The sequence below is a fragment of the Rahnella sp. JUb53 genome (assembly GCF_004346065.1).
Taxonomy (GTDB): Bacteria; Pseudomonadota; Gammaproteobacteria; order Enterobacterales; family Enterobacteriaceae; genus Rahnella; species Rahnella variigena.
On the sequence record NZ_SLYT01000009.1, the window covers coordinates 180,003 to 202,068 of the forward strand.

Annotated in this window: 17 protein-coding genes; 12 read left to right on the top strand and 5 right to left on the bottom strand. The window is 51.6% G+C overall.

Annotated features, from left to right (window positions below; translation table 11 throughout):
* Nucleotides 1-183: 183 nt before the first annotated feature.
* The gene (gene aroP / locus EC840_RS19785; RefSeq protein ID WP_113876356.1) at nt 184-1,554 is read right to left on the bottom strand and encodes an aromatic amino acid transporter AroP; all 1,371 of its coding nucleotides are present in this window, start codon (nt 1,552-1,554) and stop codon (nt 184-186) included.
* Nucleotides 1,555-1,982: 428 nt separating this feature from the next.
* Here aroP and pdhR point away from each other — a divergent pair, with 428 nt between their 5' ends.
* The 4 genes from pdhR to lpdA all read left to right on the top strand — a co-directional run bounded on the left by pdhR (nt 1,983) and on the right by lpdA (nt 9,136).
* Entirely contained in the window at nt 1,983-2,753 is a 771-nt protein-coding gene (gene pdhR / locus EC840_RS19790; protein ID WP_112286925.1) for a pyruvate dehydrogenase complex transcriptional repressor PdhR, read from the top strand.
* A gap of 161 nt (nt 2,754-2,914) precedes the next feature.
* On the top strand, nt 2,915-5,578 hold the full coding sequence (gene aceE, locus EC840_RS19795) for a pyruvate dehydrogenase (acetyl-transferring), homodimeric type (RefSeq protein WP_112286924.1): 2,664 nt from the start codon (nt 2,915-2,917) through the stop codon (nt 5,576-5,578).
* 13 nt (nt 5,579-5,591) lie between these two features.
* Complete coding sequence (aceF, locus tag EC840_RS19800) at nt 5,592-7,499, top strand: pyruvate dehydrogenase complex dihydrolipoyllysine-residue acetyltransferase (RefSeq protein ID WP_113876357.1); 1,908 nt, start codon at nt 5,592-5,594, stop codon at nt 7,497-7,499.
* Nucleotides 7,500-7,711: 212 nt separating this feature from the next.
* The gene (gene lpdA, locus EC840_RS19805; RefSeq protein ID WP_165353190.1) at nt 7,712-9,136 is read left to right on the top strand and encodes a dihydrolipoyl dehydrogenase; all 1,425 of its coding nucleotides are present in this window, start codon (nt 7,712-7,714) and stop codon (nt 9,134-9,136) included.
* A gap of 55 nt (nt 9,137-9,191) precedes the next feature.
* Here lpdA and EC840_RS19810 read toward each other — a convergent pair whose 3' ends face one another.
* Together EC840_RS19810 and EC840_RS19815 are read right to left on the bottom strand one after the other, a co-directional pair.
* The gene (locus tag EC840_RS19810; protein ID WP_132966703.1) at nt 9,192-10,304 is read right to left on the bottom strand and encodes an ROK family transcriptional regulator; all 1,113 of its coding nucleotides are present in this window, start codon (nt 10,302-10,304) and stop codon (nt 9,192-9,194) included.
* 22 nt (nt 10,305-10,326) lie between these two features.
* Nucleotides 10,327-11,157, bottom strand: a complete 831-nt coding sequence (locus tag EC840_RS19815) for a glycerophosphodiester phosphodiesterase family protein (RefSeq protein WP_113876359.1) — start codon at nt 11,155-11,157, stop codon at nt 10,327-10,329.
* A gap of 227 nt (nt 11,158-11,384) precedes the next feature.
* Here EC840_RS19815 and EC840_RS19820 point away from each other — a divergent pair, with 227 nt between their 5' ends.
* The 8 genes from EC840_RS19820 to EC840_RS19855 all read left to right on the top strand — a co-directional run bounded on the left by EC840_RS19820 (nt 11,385) and on the right by EC840_RS19855 (nt 20,382).
* Entirely contained in the window at nt 11,385-12,476 is a 1,092-nt protein-coding gene (locus EC840_RS19820) for an ABC transporter ATP-binding protein (protein WP_132966705.1), read from the top strand.
* On the top strand, nt 12,463-13,326 hold the full coding sequence (locus EC840_RS19825) for an ABC transporter permease (RefSeq protein WP_113876360.1): 864 nt from the start codon (nt 12,463-12,465) through the stop codon (nt 13,324-13,326). The genes EC840_RS19820 and EC840_RS19825 overlap by 14 nt, the downstream gene beginning before the upstream one ends.
* Nucleotides 13,323-14,159, top strand: coding sequence for an ABC transporter permease (locus EC840_RS19830; RefSeq protein ID WP_129639733.1), 837 nt, complete (start codon nt 13,323-13,325; stop codon nt 14,157-14,159). Before EC840_RS19825 ends, EC840_RS19830 begins: the two co-directional genes overlap by 4 nt.
* Nucleotides 14,160-14,183: 24 nt before the next feature.
* Nucleotides 14,184-15,272 (top strand): extracellular solute-binding protein, encoded by a 1,089-nt coding sequence (locus EC840_RS19835; protein ID WP_132966706.1) that lies wholly within the window; start codon nt 14,184-14,186, stop codon nt 15,270-15,272.
* Nucleotides 15,273-15,534: 262 nt separating this feature from the next.
* Nucleotides 15,535-16,059: a fimbrial protein gene (locus EC840_RS19840; protein ID WP_113876363.1), complete on the top strand. Its 525-nt coding sequence runs from the start codon at nt 15,535-15,537 to the stop codon at nt 16,057-16,059.
* A 96-nt stretch (nt 16,060-16,155) separates the two neighbouring features.
* Nucleotides 16,156-16,869, top strand: a complete 714-nt coding sequence (locus tag EC840_RS19845; protein WP_132966708.1) for a molecular chaperone — start codon at nt 16,156-16,158, stop codon at nt 16,867-16,869.
* An 8-nt stretch (nt 16,870-16,877) separates the two neighbouring features.
* Nucleotides 16,878-19,391 carry a fimbria/pilus outer membrane usher protein gene (locus tag EC840_RS19850; RefSeq protein WP_132966710.1) on the top strand — a complete coding sequence of 838 codons (2,514 nt, stop codon included), beginning with the start codon at nt 16,878-16,880 and terminating at the stop codon, nt 19,389-19,391.
* A 7-nt stretch (nt 19,392-19,398) separates the two neighbouring features.
* Nucleotides 19,399-20,382 carry a fimbrial protein gene (locus tag EC840_RS19855; protein ID WP_243701096.1) on the top strand — a complete coding sequence of 328 codons (984 nt, stop codon included), beginning with the start codon at nt 19,399-19,401 and terminating at the stop codon, nt 20,380-20,382.
* Between the two features lie 115 nt (nt 20,383-20,497).
* Here EC840_RS19855 and EC840_RS19860 read toward each other — a convergent pair whose 3' ends face one another.
* A complete protein-coding gene (locus EC840_RS19860; protein WP_113876366.1) occupies nt 20,498-21,013 on the bottom strand; it encodes a hypothetical protein in 516 nt (171 codons plus the stop codon).
* A gap of 227 nt (nt 21,014-21,240) precedes the next feature.
* The gene (locus tag EC840_RS19865; protein WP_132966712.1) at nt 21,241-21,909 is read right to left on the bottom strand and encodes a helix-turn-helix domain-containing protein; all 669 of its coding nucleotides are present in this window, start codon (nt 21,907-21,909) and stop codon (nt 21,241-21,243) included.
* Nucleotides 21,910-22,066 lie beyond the last annotated feature (157 nt).

Sequence of the window (22,066 nt, forward strand, 5' to 3'; positions counted from 1 at the left end):
ACAGTTGTTAAAAAACTGTTTGATAGCTCAGAGTATTGGCTCAGGAAGGGAATAAGAGTCAGGAGGTAAGAGTCATGAAGATGGACGATTTAGTTATCTCAGAAAAAGTGTGACCTGTATAACAGGACGCCCCGGCAAGTGACTTAACCGGGGCGTCTGAGGATTTTAAATTATTACTCTTGCTTAAGCGTTAACGGATTTCCCGCTTTGCTGATTCTTGATCCAGTAACCAATGCCCAGAACTACCAGCCAGACAGGGATCAGCCATACGGAGATCGCCATGCCCGGAGTGATCGCCATGATCACCAGAATTGCCGCCATAAACAGCAGGCAGATGTAGTTACCCACCGGATACAGCAGCGCTTTAAACTTAGGTTCCACGCCTTCACGACGCTTCGCCTGACGGAATTTAATGTGTGCCAGGCTGATCATCGCCCAGTTGATCACCAGTGCAGAAACCACCAGCGCCATCAGCAGACCAAACGCTTCGGCTGGCATCAGGTAGTTAATCAGAACACACAGGGCAGTAGTGGCCGCAGAGACAAGGATAGACGTCACCGGCACGCCGCGTTTGTCCACTTTCATCAGGGATTTCGGTGCGTTGCCTTGCTGCGCCAGACCAAACAACATGCGGCTGTTGCAGTAAACACAGCTGTTGTAGACCGACAGCGCGGCAGTCAGGATCACCACGTTCAGTGCGTTGGCAACCAGTGCATCACCCAGTTCATGGAAGATAAGGACGAACGGGCTGGTGTCCGGCCCGACGCGGGTCCACGGCATCAGGGAAAGCAGCACGGCCAGTGAGCCCACATAGAAAATCAGGATGCGGTAGATAACCTGGTTGGTCGCTTTAGGAATGCTGACTTCAGGATTATCGGCTTCTGCCGCTGTAATCCCCACCAGCTCCAGGCCACCGAACGAGAACATAATGATGGCCATCATCATCACCAGCCCGGTCATACCATGCGGCAGGAATCCGCCTTGCTCCCACAGGTTACGTACTGTCGCCTGCGGACCGGCTGTGTCGCTGAACAGCAACCAGCCGCCGAACAGGATCATCGCCACAACCGCAACCACTTTGATGATCGCAAACCAGAATTCCATCTCACCGAAGACTTTAACGTTAGTCAGGTTGATGGCGTTGATCAGCACGAAGAAGGCCGCCGCAGAAACCCAGGTAGGAATTTCCGGCCACCAGAATTGAATGTATTTACCGACTGCGGTCAGTTCTGCCATCGCCACCAGCACGTACAGAACCCAGTAGTTCCAGCCAGAAGCAAAGCCTGCGAACCCACCCCAGTATTTGTAAGCAAAGTGGCTGAATGAGCCCGCAACCGGCTCCTCAACAACCATTTCACCTAACTGGCGCATGATTAAAAAGGCAATAAAACCTGCAATTGCGTAGCCAAGAATAATCCCCGGCCCCGCAGACTGAATGACGGAAGCGCTGCCCAGAAACAGCCCTGTACCGACGGCCCCACCTAGTGCAATCAGCTGAATATGGCGGTTTTTGAGACCACGCTTCAGCTCATCGCCTTGTTGTTGTTCAACCATTTACCTGTCCTCTGTCATTGGGGCAAAACCCATAACATTCTGTGTGTTAGAGAGAATGTAAGGCGATAATTACACTTTTTGTATCTAATTATTTACGGCTGGATTGTACCTAAAAAGCAGGATCATCTACCGTTCGCGCAAGAATAATGTTATGCGCAAAAGTTTGCACGGGGTTTATGCATCATCTGCATAACAAATAGCCAAATTGACTGTAAATTTGTTCAGGATCTAAAAAATGTGATCCGCGACTGGGTAAAAACCATAAATGATAAAAATTTGTTAAATTGTGCGGGGTCGACGCATTTACTGGGTAGCCATATGGACACAAGGTGAATACTTTGTTACTTTACGGCCACGTTTTTTAAATTGGTATTACCAATTGACTCCGGCAACTTACAGAGTCGCTACTCGCAGAGAACAGCACATATATGGCTTACAGCAAAATCCGACAGCCTAAGTTATCCGATGTGATCGAGCAGCAACTTGAGTTCCTGATCCTCGAAGGCACTTTGAGGCCCGGGGAAAAGCTTCCGCCAGAGCGCGAACTGGCCAAACAGTTTGATGTATCGCGACCTTCTCTCAGAGAGGCAATCCAAAGCCTGGAAGGGAAGGGGCTACTCCTGCGCCGTCAGGGTGGTGGCACTTTCGTACAAAGTAACTTGTGGCAAAGCGTGAGTGACCCGCTGGCTGAGTTACTGGCCGACCATCCTGAATCACAATTCGATCTCCTTGAAACACGCCATGCCCTTGAAGGGATCGCTGCCTATTACGCGGCGCTTCGTGGCACAGAGGAAGATTTGCAGCGCATTCGCGATTGTCACGTGGTCATACAGACCGCACAAGACAGCGGGGACCTGGACGCAGAAGCCGACGCGGTAATGCAGTATCAGGTTGCTGTAACAGAAGCAGCGCATAATGTGGTGCTGCTGCATCTGGTTCGCTGTATGGGACCGATGCTCGAGAAAAATGTTCGACAGAACTTTGAATTGCTTTACTCCCGCCGCGAAATGCTGGCGATGGTAAGCAACCACCGCGCCAGTATTTTCGAGGCGATTGTTGCACGGGAACCAGAAAAAGCGCGTGCCGCATCTCACCGTCACCTGGCGTTCATTGAAGAAGTTTTGCTGGATCTCAGCAGGGAACACACCCGGCGGGATCGGTCTTTACGACGGCTCCAGCAACGAAAAGATGAAAGTTAGCCCACGAGGTTAATTTTTAGAGTCTTCATTTGAGGGCTCACGGCAACTACATGACGGGCCTGTCTTCGTGCGCTTTCTCATCACGAAGACCGTTTTAAAAGAGCGCAGGAAGACAGGCTCCAGATAAACCAACGTATTAGATACAGATAAGGAAAAGCACCATGTCAGAACGTGTAAATAATGACGTGGATCCGATCGAAACTCGCGACTGGCTACAAGCGATCGAATCGGTCATCCGTGAAGAAGGTGTTGAGCGTGCACAGTTCCTGATCGACCAGGTTCTCAGTGAAGCGCGTAAGGGCGGCGTGAGCGTCGCTGCTGGTGCAGCCAGCCGTAACTACGTCAATACCATCGCTGTTGAAGACGAACCTGAATACCCGGGTAACCTGGAGCTGGAACGTAACATTCGTACCGCTATCCGCTGGAACGCCATCATGACCGTTCTGCGTGCGTCCAAGAAAGACCTGGAACTCGGCGGCCACATGGCGTCCTTCCAGTCTTCTGCGACCGTGTACGAAGTGTGCTTCAACCACTTCTTCCGTGCGCGCAACGAGAAAGACGGCGGCGATCTGGTGTACTTCCAGGGCCACATCTCTCCGGGCGTGTATGCGCGTGCTTTCCTTGAAGGCCGCCTGACTGAAGACCAGATGAACAATTTCCGTCAGGAAGTTCACGGTAAAGGTCTGTCGTCTTATCCGCACCCTAAACTGATGCCTGAATTCTGGCAGTTCCCGACCGTATCCATGGGTCTGGGCCCGATCGGTGCAATCTACCAGGCTAAGTTCCTGAAATATCTGGAACACCGTGGTCTGAAAGACACTTCCGCACAGCGCGTTTACGCATTCCTGGGCGACGGTGAAATGGACGAACCAGAATCCAAAGGTGCGATCACCATCGCGACCCGTGAGAAACTGGACAACCTGTGCTTCATCATCAACTGTAACCTGCAGCGTCTTGATGGCCCTGTCACCGGTAACGGCAAAATCATCAACGAACTGGACGGCATCTTTGCAGGCGCTGGCTGGAACGTGATCAAAGTCATCTGGGGCAACCGTTGGGATGAACTGCTGCGTAAAGACACCAGCGGTAAACTGATCCAGCTGATGAACGAAACCGTGGATGGCGACTACCAGACCTTCAAGTCCCGTGACGGCAAATACGTTCGTGAGCACTTCTTCGGCAAATATCCTGAAACCGCTGCGCTGGTCAAAGATATGACCGACGACGAAATCTGGGCGCTGAACCGTGGTGGTCATGATCCGAAGAAAGTCTTCGCTGCACTGAACAAAGCACAGAACACCAAAGGCCAGCCGACCGTTATCCTTGCGCATACCATTAAAGGTTATGGCATGGGCGACGCTGCCGAAGGTAAAAACATTGCTCACCAGGTGAAGAAAATGAACATGGATGGCGTTCGCTACATCCGTGATCGCTTCAGCGTGCCTGTTACCGATGAAAATCTGGAAAAACTGCCGTACATCACTCTGGAAAAAGACTCTGCAGAATACAAATACCTGCATGAGCGTCGTGCTGCGCTGAAAGGCTACCTGCCGACTCGTCTGCCAAACTTCACTCAGAAGCTGGAAATGCCGAAACTGGAAGACTTCTCACAACTGCTGGAAGAGCAGAAGAAAGAGATCTCTACCACTATCGCTTTCGTCCGTGCCCTGAACGTGATGCTGAAAAACGACTCCATTAAAGACCGTCTGGTCCCGATCATCGCCGACGAAGCGCGTACATTCGGTATGGAAGGTCTGTTCCGTCAGATTGGTATTTACAGCCCGAACGGCCAGCAGTACACCCCGCAGGACCGTGAGCAGGTTGCTTACTATAAAGAAGACGAGAAAGGTCAGATCCTGCAGGAAGGTATCAACGAACTGGGCGCCGCGTCTTCATGGCTGGCCGCAGCGACGTCTTACAGCACCAACGATCTGCCAATGATCCCGTTCTACATCTACTACTCCATGTTCGGTTTCCAGCGTATCGGCGACCTGTGCTGGGCAGCGGGTGACCAGCAGGCGCGTGGCTTCCTGATCGGCGGTACTTCAGGTCGTACTACCCTGAACGGTGAAGGTCTGCAGCACGAAGATGGTCACAGCCATATTCAGTCTCTGACTATCCCTAACTGTATTTCTTACGATCCGTCTTACGCGTACGAAGTTGCTGTCATCATGCATGACGGTCTGGTGCGTATGTACGGTGAAGCGCAGGAAAACATTTATTACTACATCACCACGCTGAACGAAAACTACCACATGCCAGCCATGCCGGAAGGTGCGGAAGAAGGCATCCGTAAGGGTATCTACAAGCTGGATACGCTGGAAGGCAGCAAAGGTAAAGTGCAGCTTCTGGGCTCCGGTTCTATTCTGCGTCACGTACGTGAAGCGGCTGAGATCCTGTCCAAAGACTACGGTGTGGGTTCTGACGTTTATAGCGTAACGTCCTTCACTGAACTGGCCCGTGACGGTCAGGACTGTGAGCGCTGGAACATGCTGCACCCGACTGAAACCCCACGCGTTCCGTACATCGCCCAGGTGATGAGCGACGCGCCAGCGGTTGCGTCCACCGACTATATGAAACTGTTTGCTGAACAGGTTCGTACTTACGTTCCGGCCAGCGATTATCGCGTACTGGGTACTGACGGCTTTGGTCGTTCAGACAGCCGCGAAAACCTGCGTCACCACTTCGAAGTGGATGCGTCCTACGTTGTGGTTGCTGCGCTGGGTGAATTGGCTAAACGCGGTGAAATCGAAACGTCTGTAGTGGCTGAAGCCATTAAGAAATTCGATATCAACCCAGAAAAAGTTAACCCGCGTCTGGCATAAGAGGTAAAGACAGATGGCTATTGAAATTAACGTACCGGACATCGGTGCAGATGCAGTGGAAGTCACCGAAATTATGGTGAAGGTGGGCGATAAGGTTGAAGTTGAACAATCGCTGATCACCGTTGAAGGCGACAAAGCTTCTATGGAAGTGCCTTCTCCACAAGCTGGCGTGGTCAAGGAAATTAAAGTTGCGGTCGGCGATACCGTCGAAACCGGCAAACTGATCATGATCTTTGAAGCCGCTGACGGTGCTGCTGATGCAGCACCTGCGAAACAGGAAGCCAAAGCAGAAGCTAATGTTCAAGAGAGCGCTGCTGCTGCCCCTGCTTCCAGCGAAAGCAAAGAAGTGAACGTACCAGACATCGGTGGCGACGAAGTTGAAGTCACTGAAATCATGGTTAAAGTAGGCGACACCGTGACAGCTGAACAATCGCTGATCACCGTAGAAGGCGACAAAGCCTCTATGGAAGTCCCTGCGCCGTTCGCGGGCAAAGTTAAAGAAATCAAAATCGCTGCGGGCGACAAAGTCAGCACCGGTTCTCTGATCATGGTCTTCGAAGTGGCTGGTTCTGGTGCAGCCGCACCTGCCGCTGCTGCAGAAACCCAATCAGATGCGGCACCTGCTGCTCCGGCTCAGTCCGGCAGCAAAGAAGTGAACGTACCTGATATCGGTGGCGACGAAGTTGAAGTCACTGAAATCATGGTTAAAGTTGGCGACAAAATCAGTGCAGAACAGTCACTGATCACCGTTGAAGGCGACAAAGCCTCAATGGAAGTCCCGGCGCCGTTCGCGGGTACTGTGAAAGAAATCAAAATCGCTGCGGGCGACAAAGTCAGCACCGGCTCTCTGATCATGGTCTTCGAAGTAGAAGGCGCTGCGCCTGCTGCTCCGGCTGCTAAGAAAGAAGAAGCGGCTGCTCCTGCGAAACAGGAACAGAAAGCGGCGGCTCCGGCAGCAGCTAAAGCTGAAAGCAAAGGCGAATTCACTGAGAACGACGCTTACGTTCACGCCACGCCGGTTATCCGTCGTCTGGCCCGTGAGTTCGGCGTTAACCTGGCGAAAGTGAAAGGGACTGGCCGTAAAGGTCGTATCCTGCGCGAAGACGTTCAGACTTACGTGAAAGATGCGGTCAAACGTGCTGAAGCGGCGCCGGCAGCAGCAACGGGTGGCGGTCTGCCAGGCATGCTGCCTTGGCCGAAAGTGGACTTCAGCAAGTTCGGTGAGATTGAAGAAGTCGAACTGGGCCGTATCCAGAAAATCTCTGGTGCGAACCTGAGCCGTAACTGGGTGATGATCCCGCACGTTACGCACTTCGACAAAACCGATATCACTGAGCTGGAAGCGTTCCGTAAACAGCAGAACGATGAAGCCGCTAAACGCAAACTGGACGTGAAATTCACCCCGGTGGTCTTCATCATGAAAGCCGTTGCCGCTGCCCTTGAGCAGATGCCACGCTTCAACAGTTCCCTGTCCGAAGATGGTCAGAAACTGACACTGAAAAAATACATCAACATCGGTGTGGCGGTCGATACGCCAAACGGTCTGGTTGTTCCGGTCTTCAAAGACGTGAACAAGAAAGGCATCGCCGAGTTGTCCCGTGAGCTGATGGCTATCTCCAAGAAAGCCCGTGACGGTAAGCTGACTGCTGGCGAAATGCAGGGCGGTTGCTTCACTATCTCCAGCCTCGGTGGTATCGGGACGACCCACTTCGCGCCAATCGTCAACGCGCCGGAAGTGGCTATCCTCGGTGTTTCCAAGTCTGCTATCGAGCCAGTCTGGAACGGTAAAGAGTTCACACCGCGTCTGATGATGCCAATGTCGCTCTCCTTCGACCACCGTGTTATTGACGGTGCCGATGGTGCGCGCTTCATCACCATCATCAACAACGTGTTGTCTGACATTCGCCGTCTGGTGATGTAAGTGAAAAGCCGGCCAATCGGCCGGCTTTTTTCTGATAATCTCTTCATGCTGTTTGGGATTTTCGGGCGCTAAGCACAAATCGTATGCCGTTTGTTGTTTCAAATTTGTTAACAATTTTGTAAACTGCGGGCGGATAGAACGACCCGGTGGATGATGGGCGTTGCGACATAAAAATGACGTCAGACCCGCCGGACATAAATTAAGAGGTCATGATGAGTACTGAAATTAAAACTCAGGTCGTGGTACTTGGGGCTGGCCCTGCGGGCTATTCTGCTGCTTTCCGTTGCGCTGATTTAGGTCTTGAAACCGTTCTGGTTGAGCGTTATTCCACTCTCGGTGGCGTGTGCCTGAACGTTGGCTGTATCCCTTCTAAAGCTCTGCTGCACGTCGCGAAAGTGATCTCTGAAGCAAAAGCACTGGCAGAACACGGTATTGTTTTCGGTGAGCCGAAAACTGACATCGACAAAGTGCGTGTCTGGAAAGAAAAAGTCATCAACCAGCTGACCGGTGGTCTGGCAGGTATGGCGAAAGGCCGTAAAGTCAAAGTCGTGAACGGCTTGGGCAAATTTACTGGCGCAAATACTCTGGTTGTTGAAGGCGAAAACGGTCCTACGACCATCACTTTCGACAATGCCATCATTGCGGCGGGTTCCCGTCCAATCAAACTGCCATTCATTCCACATGATGACCCGCGTGTCTGGGATTCTACCGATGCACTGGAACTGAAAACCGTCCCTGAGCGTCTGCTCGTGATGGGTGGCGGCATCATCGGTCTGGAAATGGGCACCGTTTACCACGCGCTGGGTTCGCAGATTGACGTGGTAGAAATGTTCGATCAGGTGATTCCTGCGGCTGATAAAGACGTGGTGAAAGTCTTCACCAAGAAAATCAGCAAGCAATTCAACCTGATGCTCGAAACCAAAGTGACCGCGGTAGAAGCCAAAGAAGACGGCATCTACGTCACAATGGAAGGCAAGAAAGCCCCTGCAGAACCACAGCGTTACGACGCGGTGCTGGTGGCTATCGGCCGTGTTCCTAACGGTAAACTGCTGGAAGCGGGCGCTGCAGGCATTGAAGTTGACGACCGTGGTTTCATCCACGTCGACAAACAAATGCGCACCAACGTGCCACACATCTTTGCCATCGGCGACATCGTCGGTCAGCCAATGCTGGCGCACAAAGGTGTTCACGAAGGCCACGTGGCTGCCGAAGTTATCTCCGGCAAGAAACACTACTTCGATCCGAAAGTCATTCCATCCATTGCCTACACTGAGCCAGAAGTTGCCTGGGTTGGCCTGACTGAGAAAGAAGCGAAAGAAAAAGGCATCAGCTACGAAACCGCCACCTTCCCGTGGGCAGCTTCAGGCCGTGCCATCGCTTCCGACTGTGCAGACGGCATGACCAAACTGATCTTCGATAAAGAATCTCACCGTGTTATCGGTGGTGCGATTGTCGGTACTAACGGCGGCGAGCTGCTGGGCGAAATCGGTCTGGCAATCGAAATGGGTTGTGATGCAGAAGATATCGCGCTGACCATCCATGCTCACCCGACTCTGCATGAGTCCGTGGGTCTGGCAGCAGAAATCTACGAAGGCAGCATTACCGACCTGCCAAACCCGAAAGCGAAGAAAAAGTAATTTTCTCCTTTGCTGATAAACGCCTCTCCGGAGGCGTTTTTTTTTGCCCGGCGGACTATGCCTGATTAATCACCTGATACAACGGGATCATCGCCGCGCCCCAGGAGGCGCTTTCGGCACCCATCGGGGAGTTCACCAGCCTCACTTTCGGGCGGTCTGGATCAAGCCTGGCATCGAGTTTTTGCGTTAAAACCTCAGCCAGCCTTTCGGTGATGGTTTTCGGCATAGCCCCGCCTAAAATAATCAACTGTGGATCCAGCCATTGCAGACATCCCATGATGCTCTGCTCGACCTGATCGCAACAGCGTGAAAACCAGACTTCCAGCAAGGGATGCTGTTCTGCGGTGAGTGCCGGTAGTTGCGCTTCGCTTAACCCTGCCTGAGTGAGCGTCGCGACCAGATCTTTATAGGATGGACGCGGTTTATCGCCGGGAAATGCCATACCGACTTCACCGGCATTCAGAAACCCACCGCGCAGGAGTTTGCCATCGGCAATAACCCCGGCACCAATCCCGTAACCGAGATCGATAAACGTTATGTCACGATAGGAATTCCACGTACCTGAATACAGCTCGCCAATCGCCGAGGCATTGGCGTTGTTTTCAACCCATGTCGGCCACGGCAAATTGTCCTCAAACGCCTGTTGCAGGTCGACATCGCGCCAGCTTGAAAGCCAGGCCACACAGTGGCGCTTTTTGCCATCGGGCTTTAGAAAACCCGGCACGGCATAACCCATGCCGAGGATGCGCGCATGTTGAAGCTGGCGTTTTTTTAGCGTCTGCTCTACCAGGTTTTTAATCTGTTTTAGTGTGGTGGCAAGCGGCTGATTTTCCTGATGAGGCTCAGAAATACTCAACAGTTTGCGGCCACTGAGATCGACCAGCGTCATGTCGATAAAGCCAGGGCTGAAAGCCAGCCCGACTGCACACGCGCCGCCAGGATTAAGCCGCAGGGGCAGCGACGGTTGTCCGCGCTGTCCCATATTGCGTTCGCCTTCGATAACCAGACCCGAAAATAAAAGCTCCCGGCATTGTTGGGTGATTGACCCCGCAGTGAGATTTGAATAGCGCGCCAGTTCGGCGCGTGTCACCGGTGCATGGCGACGGATCAGCTCCAGCAGCAAACGTTGGGTAGGGCGCAGTTCCAGACGGTCAGGTTTTACATTCATAATATGGCTATCATTTTTGTTATCAGGCCCAGCGCAGTCCCGCTTCTTCAATCAGCGCCTGCAGGTACGGAAGATCATCATGGCTGAGCATATCGATCAGACCTTCACGCAGCCAGCCCATGATCTCGGGGCGACTATCATACCCGAATTTGTGCTGGTACTGCTCCAGTGGCGTCATGCCATTTTTCACTTCATGCAGGTACATGCGTACCCCCAGTCCCGCCTGTTTATAGGCACGAAGATCGTCAACATGGGCGAACTCATATTCAAAACAGACGCAACTGGCATGGGAATGCTGCACGGCGGCCAGTTGATTGTTGTAACGCTCCAGCGTCACGACCTGCAATGCTAAATCTGGGATCAGGGCTTTGACGCGGTTAATCAACACATGATTAAACCCCAGTAACTGAATATGTGACAGCGCCTCTGGCATTGACTGCAACAAGGCAACCAGATGATACACAAATTCGTCATGTCGGCGACGTTGCTTCACTTCCACGATCAGGCCCATCCCATTCTCTGCCGCCCAACGCAGAATATCCTGCAATAAAGGGATCGGCGTGCCAGCAAATTGCGCATGGTACTTAACGCCGAAATCAAATTGCTGTAACTGCGCGAGCGTCATTTGCTCGACAAAACCGGTGCCGGTCGAAACGCGATCAATGCGGTGATCGTGTGTGACCACCAGATGATTATCTGCGGTCAGATGAATATCTAACTCAATGCAATGCGTCCCTGCTTCTTTTGCTCCGATAAACGCGGGCAGAGTGTTTTCAGGATAACGGCTGGAGTAGCCGCGGTGACTGTTTGCCAGCACGATGCCTTGTGCGGCCTGATGAAAATTAAACGCCATGGTTGTTCCTCATGTGATTCCAAAGTTTGAATATTAAATTTACTCTTTAAACTTAATTAGAGAAGAGAAGTTTATATCCTGGCAATATTTACGGGTTAATAAGTTGATATTAATCGTATTTATCTTTACCTCTTGTGTTGTTTTTGGTTTTGAGGATCTTTATCACATAAATTTTATGTTTAGTGTGTAAATTTAATAGACGAGTTTTAACACAGGATTTGTACACTATGTCGACGCTTTCACTGGAACAGGTTACAAAGCAATTTGGCGCATTTTACGCCGCCCGCGAGGTCTCCTTTACCGCCGAGGAAGGTGAATTTGTCACCCTGCTTGGCCCGAGCGGATGTGGTAAAACCACGCTACTCAAAATGATTGGCGGGTTTCATCAGCCAGACAGCGGACGCATTCTGATTAACGGGCAATCCGTTAATAATTTGCCGCCGGAAAAGCGCAACACCGCAATGTGTTTTCAGTCGTACGCGCTGTTTCCGCACCTGAATGTGGCGCACAACATCTGTTTTGGTTTGAAGCAAAAACGCTTACCTCTTGCCGAGCAGCAACTGCGGCTGGCAGAGGTTTTGAAGCAGGTTGGCTTGCAGGATCAGCACCTGAAAATGCCGGTGCAGCTTTCTGGCGGGCAGCAGCAACGCGTGGCACTGGCCAGAGCGATGGTTACGCGCCCGGATGTGGTGCTGTTTGACGAGCCGCTGTCCAATCTGGATGCGAAACTGCGTGAAAGTGTGCGTTTTGAAATCAAAGAGTTACAGCGGCAATATCAACTCACGTCCATTTATGTCACCCATGATCAGGCCGAAGCGTTGACCATGTCCGATAAGATCGTGGTGCTCAATGCGGGCAATGTGGAGCAAATAGGGCCGCCAGAAGAGATTTATTACCGTCCTGCTAACCGTTTCGTCGCCGATTTTATTGGCGCGGCCAATATCGATATCGCCCACATCACGCCTGCGGAACAGCCTGGTTTTTATCGGGTTCGCTGCCAGTTAGGTGAGTTTTACGTACGTTCTCCGCGTCCCCCGCTTGCTGAGCATTGCTATATCTGCTGGCGGCCTGAAGATGCGCGCTTTGTGCCGCAGCCACAAACCGGCGATAACCATTTCTTCCTCACGCTGCGCAAAATGGCGTTTATGGGCAACCTGACCGAAGCATGGGGCGATAACGATGACGGTAAATTGTCGGTGCGTCTGCAACTGATCAAAAAACCGCAGGCCGAAAGCGGGGCGCGGGTTTGCTTCCGTTTACCCGAGGATGCGATTCACTTCCTCGAGCCGGTAGCGGAGGGGCACGATGAAATGGCGTAATGAGCTGACCGCCTGGCTGATGATGATCAGTGGATTGGGCACCATTGTGTTGCTGATGGGATCGACCTTTTACGTGGTGCTGGTACAAAGCATCGGCTATTTCAATCTTTCCGGCGACAGCCAGTTTTCGCTCGAATACTGGCAAAACGTATTACAGGATCCGGTGCTGCACAGCGCGCTGATCTATTCGGTTAAAGTCTCAATATTGGGGGCTTTCGGTGCCGTACTGCTCTCTTACCCGCTGGCGTTATGGCTCCGTCAGCCGCTGGTGGCGAAAGAAGGTATTGTTGCTGTTTTGCGTGCGCCGATGTTTATTCCCGGCCTTGTGGCGGCATTTCTGTTCATCAATATCATTGCTTATCACGGCGTGATCAATGAGCTGTTGCTGGCGCTGGGCGTTATCGATCAACCGTTGCGTATGCAGAACGATGACTTTGGCTGGGGCGTCGTTATCTTACAAATCTGGAAGAATCTGCCGTTCGCGCTGATTCTGGTCGGTGGCTCAGTTAACGCAATCCGTACCGATATACTGGACGCGGCGAGTAACCTGGGTGCCAGCCGCTGGCGCTGTTTTCGGGACGTTATCTTTCCCCTGACGTTACCCGCAGTGCAAGTGTCCCTGATCCTTATTTTTATCGGTGCGCTGGGCGACTTTGCCTTCTTCTCCGTCGCTGGCCCGCGCAATACCTACTCGCTGGCTCGCCTGATGCAGGCCACGGCCATGGAATACGGGGAATGGAATAACTCTGCGGTTATTGCTGTGATTATCATGCTGACGGCAGCATTGGGTACCTTGCTTATCGCCGTCCTCCTGACACCCCTCGCCACCCGCAAAGGAGAGGTCAAATGAACCGTACGGCGAATGGACGTCTGATCGTCAGGATTTCACTGTTGTTCTTTATTCTGGTCAATCTGGTCTGGCTTGGACTGCCATTTTCAATGGCTATCTTATGGTCGCTGGTTGACCCGCAACACCCGTGGAGCTATCCGGACTTATTCCCGCAAGTGTTGTCGATTAACCGCTGGATACAGGTGTGGCAGCAAACTTCGCTGTCAGAAGCCCTCTTTAACAGCTACACCATTGCGCCCGCCGTGGCGATGCTGAGTTTACTGTTGTCGTTACCCACCGCTTATGCGTTTGGGCGCATGACTTTTCGTGGCAAAGCCGTCGCAGAAATGCTCACGCTGATCCCACTGGTTATGCCAGGTATGATCATCGGGATCTTCTTCAGCGCCATGCTGATGAATCTGAATATCAGCAACCCGTTTATCAGCATCGTGTTAGGGCACACTGTGCTGACGCTGCCTTACTCGATCCGCATTATGTCCGCAGGGTTTAAAGCGGTGCCGCAGGATTTGATTGATGCCAGTCGCGATCTCGGTGCCAGCCATTGGGGAACGTTCTGCAATGCTTTTTTACCGATGCTCAAGCCCAGTTTCCTGGCCGCGTTGATTTTTTGTCTGGTGCGCAGTTTAGAAGAGTTCAGCATTTCATACGTCCTGGGCGCGCCAGATTTTATTACCGTGCCGACCATTCTTTATTCCTTTCTCGGCTATTCCTTTGTGCGCCCGGATGCGGCGGTAGTCTCAATGATCCTGGTGATCCCGAATGTCGTCCTGATGGTCATTATTGAGAAGCTGCTGAAAGGGAATTATCTGTCACAGTCAACCGGCAAGGCGTGATCCTTGATAAGGGAGTCATTCAACATGAAAACAGGCACGGTTTTATTTCTCAGTGGCATGTTATTCAGCGGGGTAGCGACCGCCACGCCACTGGCACAACAAGATTGGGATCTTGTCGTCGCACAGGCCAAAAAAGAAGGTTCAGTCACCTTCAACGTCTGGTATTTACAACCGCAATGGCGCAGTTTCGTGGCTGATTTTGAGAAACAGTACGGAATTAAAGTGCGTATTCCGGAAGGGTCGATTGATGGCAACATGAATAAACTGCTGGCGGAAGCTCGCCGCGAGAAAGGCAAAATGGACGTGGTGGCCTTGTCGGTGGCGCAGTTACCGATCATCCGTAAAGCAAATGCCCTGGCGCAGGTAGACTGGCTGCCGGGTTACGGGGATGCGGTGCATCAGTTGCAAAGCGTGAATACCGAAGGATATGCGGTTGCCTTTTGGGGCAACCAAACCGGTATGGCCTACGATCCGCAACAGATGGGCAATCAACCTTTGCCGCAATCACTCGATGATTTACAACACTTTATCGATGCGAATCCGAAGAAGTTTGGTTACAACGATCCGAATAACGGCGGGGCTGGCGAAGCCTTTATTCAGCGCGTGGTCACCCTCTCCTCAGGCACATTTGATGCTGATGCTACGCAAGTTGATCCTGCCATTATTAAAAACTGGAAAAAAGGTTGGGAATGGTTTGTCGGTAATAAAGAAAAAATCACCCAGACAGCATCGGGTGCAGATAGCCTGACCCGTCTGAATGATGGCGAATTATTGCTGGTACCCGCCTGGGAAGATCATCTGGCGGGTTTGCAAAAATCCGGGGCGATTACCGGTCGCCTGAAATTTTATATTCCGGCTTTTGGTATGCCGGGCGGGGGCAATATTGCGGCTATTGCCGCAAACAGCACACATCCGGCGGCGTCGGCGGTGTTCCTGAACTGGTTAACGCAAGCTGAAACCCAGCGGGCGTTGAATGTCGCTTTCGGCGCGGTGCCGATGAACAAACAAGTGAAAACAGACGTGGTGCAGCCAGATATTGCCACGCAGTTTTACGGCAAGGATTACAGCATGCAGCTCAGAAAGGAGTTTGTGCGCCAGGTTTCTATGCAATAAGTCGTGAATGTCTAAAACCGGAAATATTTCTCATTTCCGGTTTTTTTACCTTTTTTCCTCGGTGGCACCCTCCGTGCCGGTTCTCATTTATCTCATTACATCCTCATTCATTTATTTTCTTCCGCTTAATATTATCGATAAAATAATGTGAGGGGATGTGATTACCTCAAATGTACCTGCTTGTTTAAAGTGAATGTATATCGCCAGATTTGATAAATAAATCTGGTGGGGTTTATTCAATTTTAATCTCAGGTATTATTTCATGAAGAAGCGTAATTCTTTTATTTTACTTCTCGGCACTGTGTTGTGTTTCAGTCAGACCGTCGTACACGCAGCCGATGGCACCATTAATTTCACCGGACAAATTGTTGCGACGACGTGTGATGTGAATGGCGGAAGTACCGCATCCATTAATGTGGATTTAGGCACTGTCGCCGCGACCTCATTTACGGCAGCCGGTGATACCTCTTCGCCGACCGCGTTTACGATTTCACTCACCAACTGCCCGACAACCTTCACGGCTGCTGCGGTTAAATTCGATGGTACCGCCGATGCAGTGGATAACCAGCTACTGGAAGTGACCGGTGGCGCAACCGGCGTAGGCATTGAAATTGCAGACAATCAGGGGACGCCAATTCCGCTTTATACGGCCTCACGCTTTTATCCCATTGATGCGACCGCTGAAGGGGTGGATATGAACTTTATCGCCCGCTATAAAAGTACCGAGGCAACCGTAGGCGAAGGCGAAGCAAACGGGACCTCTCAGTTCACTATTAATTATCAATAATAAGAATCAAAAATAATCTCTTTAAACTGGCAAGGATGCCAGAACTTCAGACGTGGACGTCTTTTGTTTTTATTGACGGAAATATGAGAGGAACCTATGCAGCGTCTTTTTATTATTTTATCAGGGATGTTATTTATTCTCTTCTCTGTGCCCACGGTTTATGCGGGTGTGATTACAGAAGCCACGCGGGTGATATATCAGGGCAATAAAAAAGAAGCCTCTCTGACCGTCAGTAATCAGGGAGCACAAGCAGAGCCCTTTCTGATCCAGTCATGGGTAGATAATAACGGACCTGACGGGACGCAAAAATCCTCCGTGCCCGTACCTTTTGTCGTCACTCCCCCTTTATTCCGGCTGAATGCCGGGGAAGATAACAGTCTGCGGATTATCCGCACCGGCGGCCTGCTGCCTGAAGATCGCGAATCCCTGTTCTGGCTAAATATCAAATCTATCCCTCGTCTGCCTGAAAACGCTCCCGCCGGTTTATTGCAAATCGTGGTGAAGACGCGCCTGAAGCTTTTTTACCGGCCCGCCGCATTGCTCACACCCGCAGGGCAAAGCGCCTGGCGGCAGTTGCAGTTTTCCCGTCAGGGCTCAGACCTGCGGGTGACCAATCCGACACCTTATTACTTCACCTTTTTCAGGCTGAACCTCGGCAGCAATCATGTGGCGACAGGCAACACAATGGTTCCGCCCTTTGGGGAAGCCCGTTATCCCTGGCCTCAGGAGGCGGTTGCTGGCGAGGTCAGCTGGCAGGTCGTCAATGATTATGGCGGTGCCAGTTCAGTGGAAAAAACCCGGCTGCGCTGAGGCATGTTATGAATAAAAATCATGTCGTTACGCATCTTTCGTCTTTCACTTTGCGGTCATGGCTTCTGGCCGGGATTGTTTTGGGAACCTCTGAAACACGCGCGGATGACCGTTTCAACGTGCAGGCGCTGGAAATAGAACATCCGGGGGCACCGGTGGATTTATCGCAATTTTCCCGGGCAGGCGGGCAGACACCCGGTGTCTACCGTGTGGATGTGCTGGTGAACAATGTGCCGAAAGGGCGGCAGGATGTGACGTTTATTGCCCTGCATGACCAGACGCTTTCCCCACTTTTCACCCCGACGCAGTGGCAAAATCTGGGGCTCAGAACCCGCAGCATTCCGGCATTACGGGACTGGCCCGCACAAAAGCCGGTTGAGGATTTCACGCCGCTGATGCCCGGTGTGGTGAGCCAGTTTGACTTTTCGCGTCAGAAGCTGCTGATCACCATCCCTCAGGGATTGCTCGACACGCTGGCAAGGGGCGCGGTCAGCCCGGAGTTATGGGATGAGGGAACGCCAGCCTTGCTGCTTAATTACAACCTCAGTGGTGCCCGTACCTGGCAAAATTCAGGCGGCAGCGATCAGAGCCAGTTTCTGAGCCTGAGAAGCGGTGCCAACTGGGGCGGCTGGCGGCTGCGCAACTACAGCACATGGCGTTACAGCCGCAACATTGACGGGCAATCGCAGCAAGACTGGGACTCGGCATACAGCTTTCTCCAGCGCGATGTGCCGGTGCTTAAAGGGCAATTTATCGCCGGAGAAAGCACCACACCTGCGGATATCTTTGACAGCTTTTCGTTTCGCGGCGTACAGCTCTCTTCGGATGACAACATGTTGCCGGACAGCCTCCCCGGCTTCGCGCCGGTGATCCGCGGCATTGCCAGAAGCAACGCGCAGGTGACGATCAGGCAAAACGGCATGGTCATCTACCAGACCTATGTACCGCCCGGCGCTTTCAGCATTAACGATTTATACCCGACTTCAGCCTCCGGAGATCTGGATGTGACGGTCAGGGAAAGTAATGGCGAAGAGCGACATTTTACTCAGGCATTTTCCGCTATTCCGATCATGCAGCGCGAAGGCCGGTTGAAATACGCCATGACGCTGGGGAAGTACCGTACTTATCAGTCCGGGGGGGACGAGCCTGAATTTCTTCAGGGGTCACTGATTTACGGACTGGGTTATGGCGTGACGCTGTTTGGCGGCAGTCAGCTGGCGCAGAACTATAAAGCGGCGAATGCCGGTGTCGGTACGATGGTCGGGGATTTTGGATCTCTGTCATTTGATACCACGCTGGCCAACAGCGAGCTGACTGACAGTCAGCGGGAAAAGGGCGTGGCGTACCGGCTGCAATATGCCAAAAGCGTTGCTGCTACCGGCTCCACGCTGTCGCTGGCCGGGATCCGCTTTGCCGGGGATTTTTATCATTTCAGTGATGCCAGTAACTGGCGTCAGGACGAAAGCAACGGGACTTATTATGGTCAGCCACGGGAACAGTATCGTCTTAACCTGACCCAGATGATTAACAACGGGCAGTGGGGATCACTTTCTCTTTCCTGGTACCAGCAAAACTACCGACAGTCGCAAATTAATCAGCGCAGTGTTGGGATCAGTTACAACGTCAATATTGCCAGTATCGATTACGCCTTATCGGTATCGGATAACCGGACTTACGGTACTGAGAGCGATAAACAGATCGCGTTTAATGTCAGTATTCCCCTGGCGCGCTGGCTGCCCAACGCCTGGGCCACGGCTAACGTGAACAGCGCGAGCCACGGGCGGACGCTTTATCAGACCGGCATCAACGGCATGCTGCTTGAGGATAACAACCTCTCTTATGCTGTCAGTGAAGGCTATGGCACTCACGGGCAGGGAAACAGCGGCAGTGCCAGCCTGAATTATCTCGGCAGCGCCGCTCAGCTTAGCGGAGGCTACAACTACAATCAGGACACGCATCAGGTCAATTACGGCTGGCAGGGCGCGATTGTGGGCCATCCCTTTGGCGTCACTTTTGCGCAGCCTCTTGCCAGCGATCTCTCCCCCATTGCCATTGTCCGCGCACCGGGAGCGGCGGGAGTGAAATTGCAAAATAACACCGGCGTGTATACCGACTGGCGCGGCTACGCCGTGGTGAACTATCTCAGCCCTTATAAGCGAACCCGCGTGGCGCTGGATACCACATCACTGGATGAGAACGTTGATATTGACGACAACATCCTTTCCGTTGTTCCCACTGCCGGTGCTGTCGTCATGGCCTCTTTTACTACGCGCTCAGGCAGCCGGTTATTACTCAATCTGACCTATCACGGGCAGCCTGTGCCTTTCGGTGCAGAAGCCTTTGTGGCGGGCGATGAGCAGAACCACGCCATTGTCGGAGACAAGGGGCAACTTTATCTCAGCGGCTTGCCGGAGGAGGGCGCAGTCCGGGTGACGTGGCAAGGGGGGCAGTGCGAAGCACCGTTTACATTATCCGGTACACAGAAAGCGGCGGTCTCACAGGCCACCAGCGTATGTCGATGAGGTATTTATGAAAATGATGATACTGCTGGTCTGTCTGGTCCTGTTTTCCGGCAAATTATGGGCGGCCTGCTCTACTTCTCCGGCCATGCCACAGTCCTGGGATTTAAGTTCGGTTGCGGTGACCTCTTCACTGCCTGTTGGCGCGGATATTCCCGGAAGTCAGCATACTTTCAATGTGAGCGGTACCTGCGGTACCAGCGGCAGTAACGAACTTGCCGGTGACCCGATCATCGCCTGTTACTACGGAACCGGTGCTGAAATAGCCGGTTTCCCAGGCGTTTACTCCACCGGCGTCGAGGGCATCGGTATAGCCCTGACCAACTCCAGCGGGCAACGTGTGGTCGGAGGCGGGATAGGCTGCGATACGCGTAATACCTCGCTGGGTAGCCTGGACAGCAGTCTCAGCTATCAGATAGCGGTGACATTATCGTTAGTCAAAACCGCCAACGATATTTCGGATACGGCACTGCAGCAAAGTCAGACCCGTTTCGGATTGGGGGTGTATGGCAAATCAGGCATCGGAGGCGGGGGCAACAACACGCTTTCCTACACCGGCAATATCAATATCAGAACGGAAAGCTGCGATGTGCTGAATAACACAATAAATGTGCCACTGGGTACGGTGACTCGGGGACAATTTTCCAGTACATCCCCGGGCGGTGTTTCACCGGATGTCCCTTTCAGCATTGAACTCAATTGTGATGCCGGGGCGAATGTGAATATCCGTATCGACGGCACAGCCGATGATTCGCTGGCCGCTGGCGTAATCAAAATCAGCAGTGGCGCAGAGGGGCAGGCGACCGGAGTGGGGATTCAGATACTCAAAGGTGATACGTCACCCGTGGGCATCGGACAGGAATGGGCAATCACACCCTCGGCCAGTGAAGGAAACCTGAGTATTCCCTTTTTTGCCCGCTATTATCTCAACGGACAAACACTCAGCAGCGGAAGTGCGAACGGCACAGCGACGTTTACGATGATCTATTATTGAAAAAGGTCGCCCTGACAGACGACCTCAATTGAGATTTTTCAAAAAACGGTCTGATGTAGACGACGACGTCTTAGTCCGATCACACATTAAGCGCCGTTATTAAGCCGTTATTAACTTATTGGTCATCAAAATCATACTGTGGGGCGCTTTGGAATGAGGGATAGGATCTGAGATTTTTATTTTTTAAGCGAGCTTCCAGCTCAGTTCTGATTTTTAAGGGAAAGCTCTCATATTCCCTTTCTAATCTTATATTTCCCGCTGGTAAAAGAGCAAAAATATTATCCTGAAGTGTTTTAATTTGTTGGCTGTAGATGCTGACTTCTGTTAGTGCATCGTAGTAATCGAATGCCCTGATCATATACTGATGATGCTCATTCCCGGTGCATTGATCGATTTGAACTGTGCCAAGGTATACAACGGCAATGTTAACCGTTCGTTTATCAAAACCCTCAATATCAGATGAAGTAATAAATGGCCTGGATTTCATTTCTGACAAGCATTTCTCAAGTTTAGTGTTGAGATTATTGTAAGCTAAAAGATATTTTTCACGGCTGTATTCGATATCTTCATTTATATGCGCAAGGCAAGGGAATGTCAGCGCGAGGATAAGTACCAGGAGGATTTTCTTCATACGGAACGTTCCTTGTTATTTAAAGGTTTTTTCCATGCATTTCCAGAACTCATGTTCTGTACCATTGCATCCCAACATTTTAACTTTCCTTAATATTCATATTAAATATCGATAATTTAATTCATTTCATAGTTTCCGTGAATTAAGTAAGCCTGTAATTAGTAAATAAATTAATGCGCGAAAAAAATATAGCGAAGTTTTATTTTTTAAGCAATGCCTGTTACCTGTCAGTATTCGTCTGGAAAACGCTTATTGATGGTGATCAGTTTCCCGTTCTGAATATCGATATAATCTCCTGTCCGTAAATCCGCCAGAATCTTCATGACGCCGCTGCGCGCTAAATTCGAACGCTCCAGAATAAAGTTTACCACGCTGCTTTTGCTGCGGACTTCTTGTGGTAACCGTTCTATTTCGAGTAACAGACCGCAAATAATGTCATATGCGGTGCGGTTGATCATCAGGTCGGAATGATAGTTGCGGTAATCGGTAAAGCGGGTGGTACAGGCGATAACTTCTCTTACCAGTCCATGTTCGGCAATCAGGTCGATTGCCTTATCGCGCGGCAGCACGCTGATCTTACTATCCTTATTTCCTTTAAAGATAAAAGAGGCGCTGCTGTATTCTGAGGTCATTAACCCCAGCATCGTGGGCGATTCAGCAATGCCATACAGCAAGTTGTCAGAAGCGCGATAGCCTTTTATCTCGCCTTCCAGCAGCAAAATGATTTGCTGCTTACCGTCTTCGGCGCGCAGGGTGATGGGGATATTGGGGGTGTCTGTAGCCACCGGCGTGGCGTGGGGTAAGCAGACTTCAATCAGACGTGTGATGGCTTCCAAAGGCTTCTGTCCCAGCGGCGAGTTTTTGCCATGGCTTGAGAGATTATTGTTTGTCTTCATAGGCGATCAGTTTCTCTTCAGAGGGGCAGAACTTCGCTTCATGCGACCAGGTTTAACAGCAGCTTGCAGATGAATTATAAACAGTAAATTTTTACTCCACACGCTTGTCTTTGCTGGCTTCACAAGGCAGTAAGCAGATGTCTGAACGCCATATCGG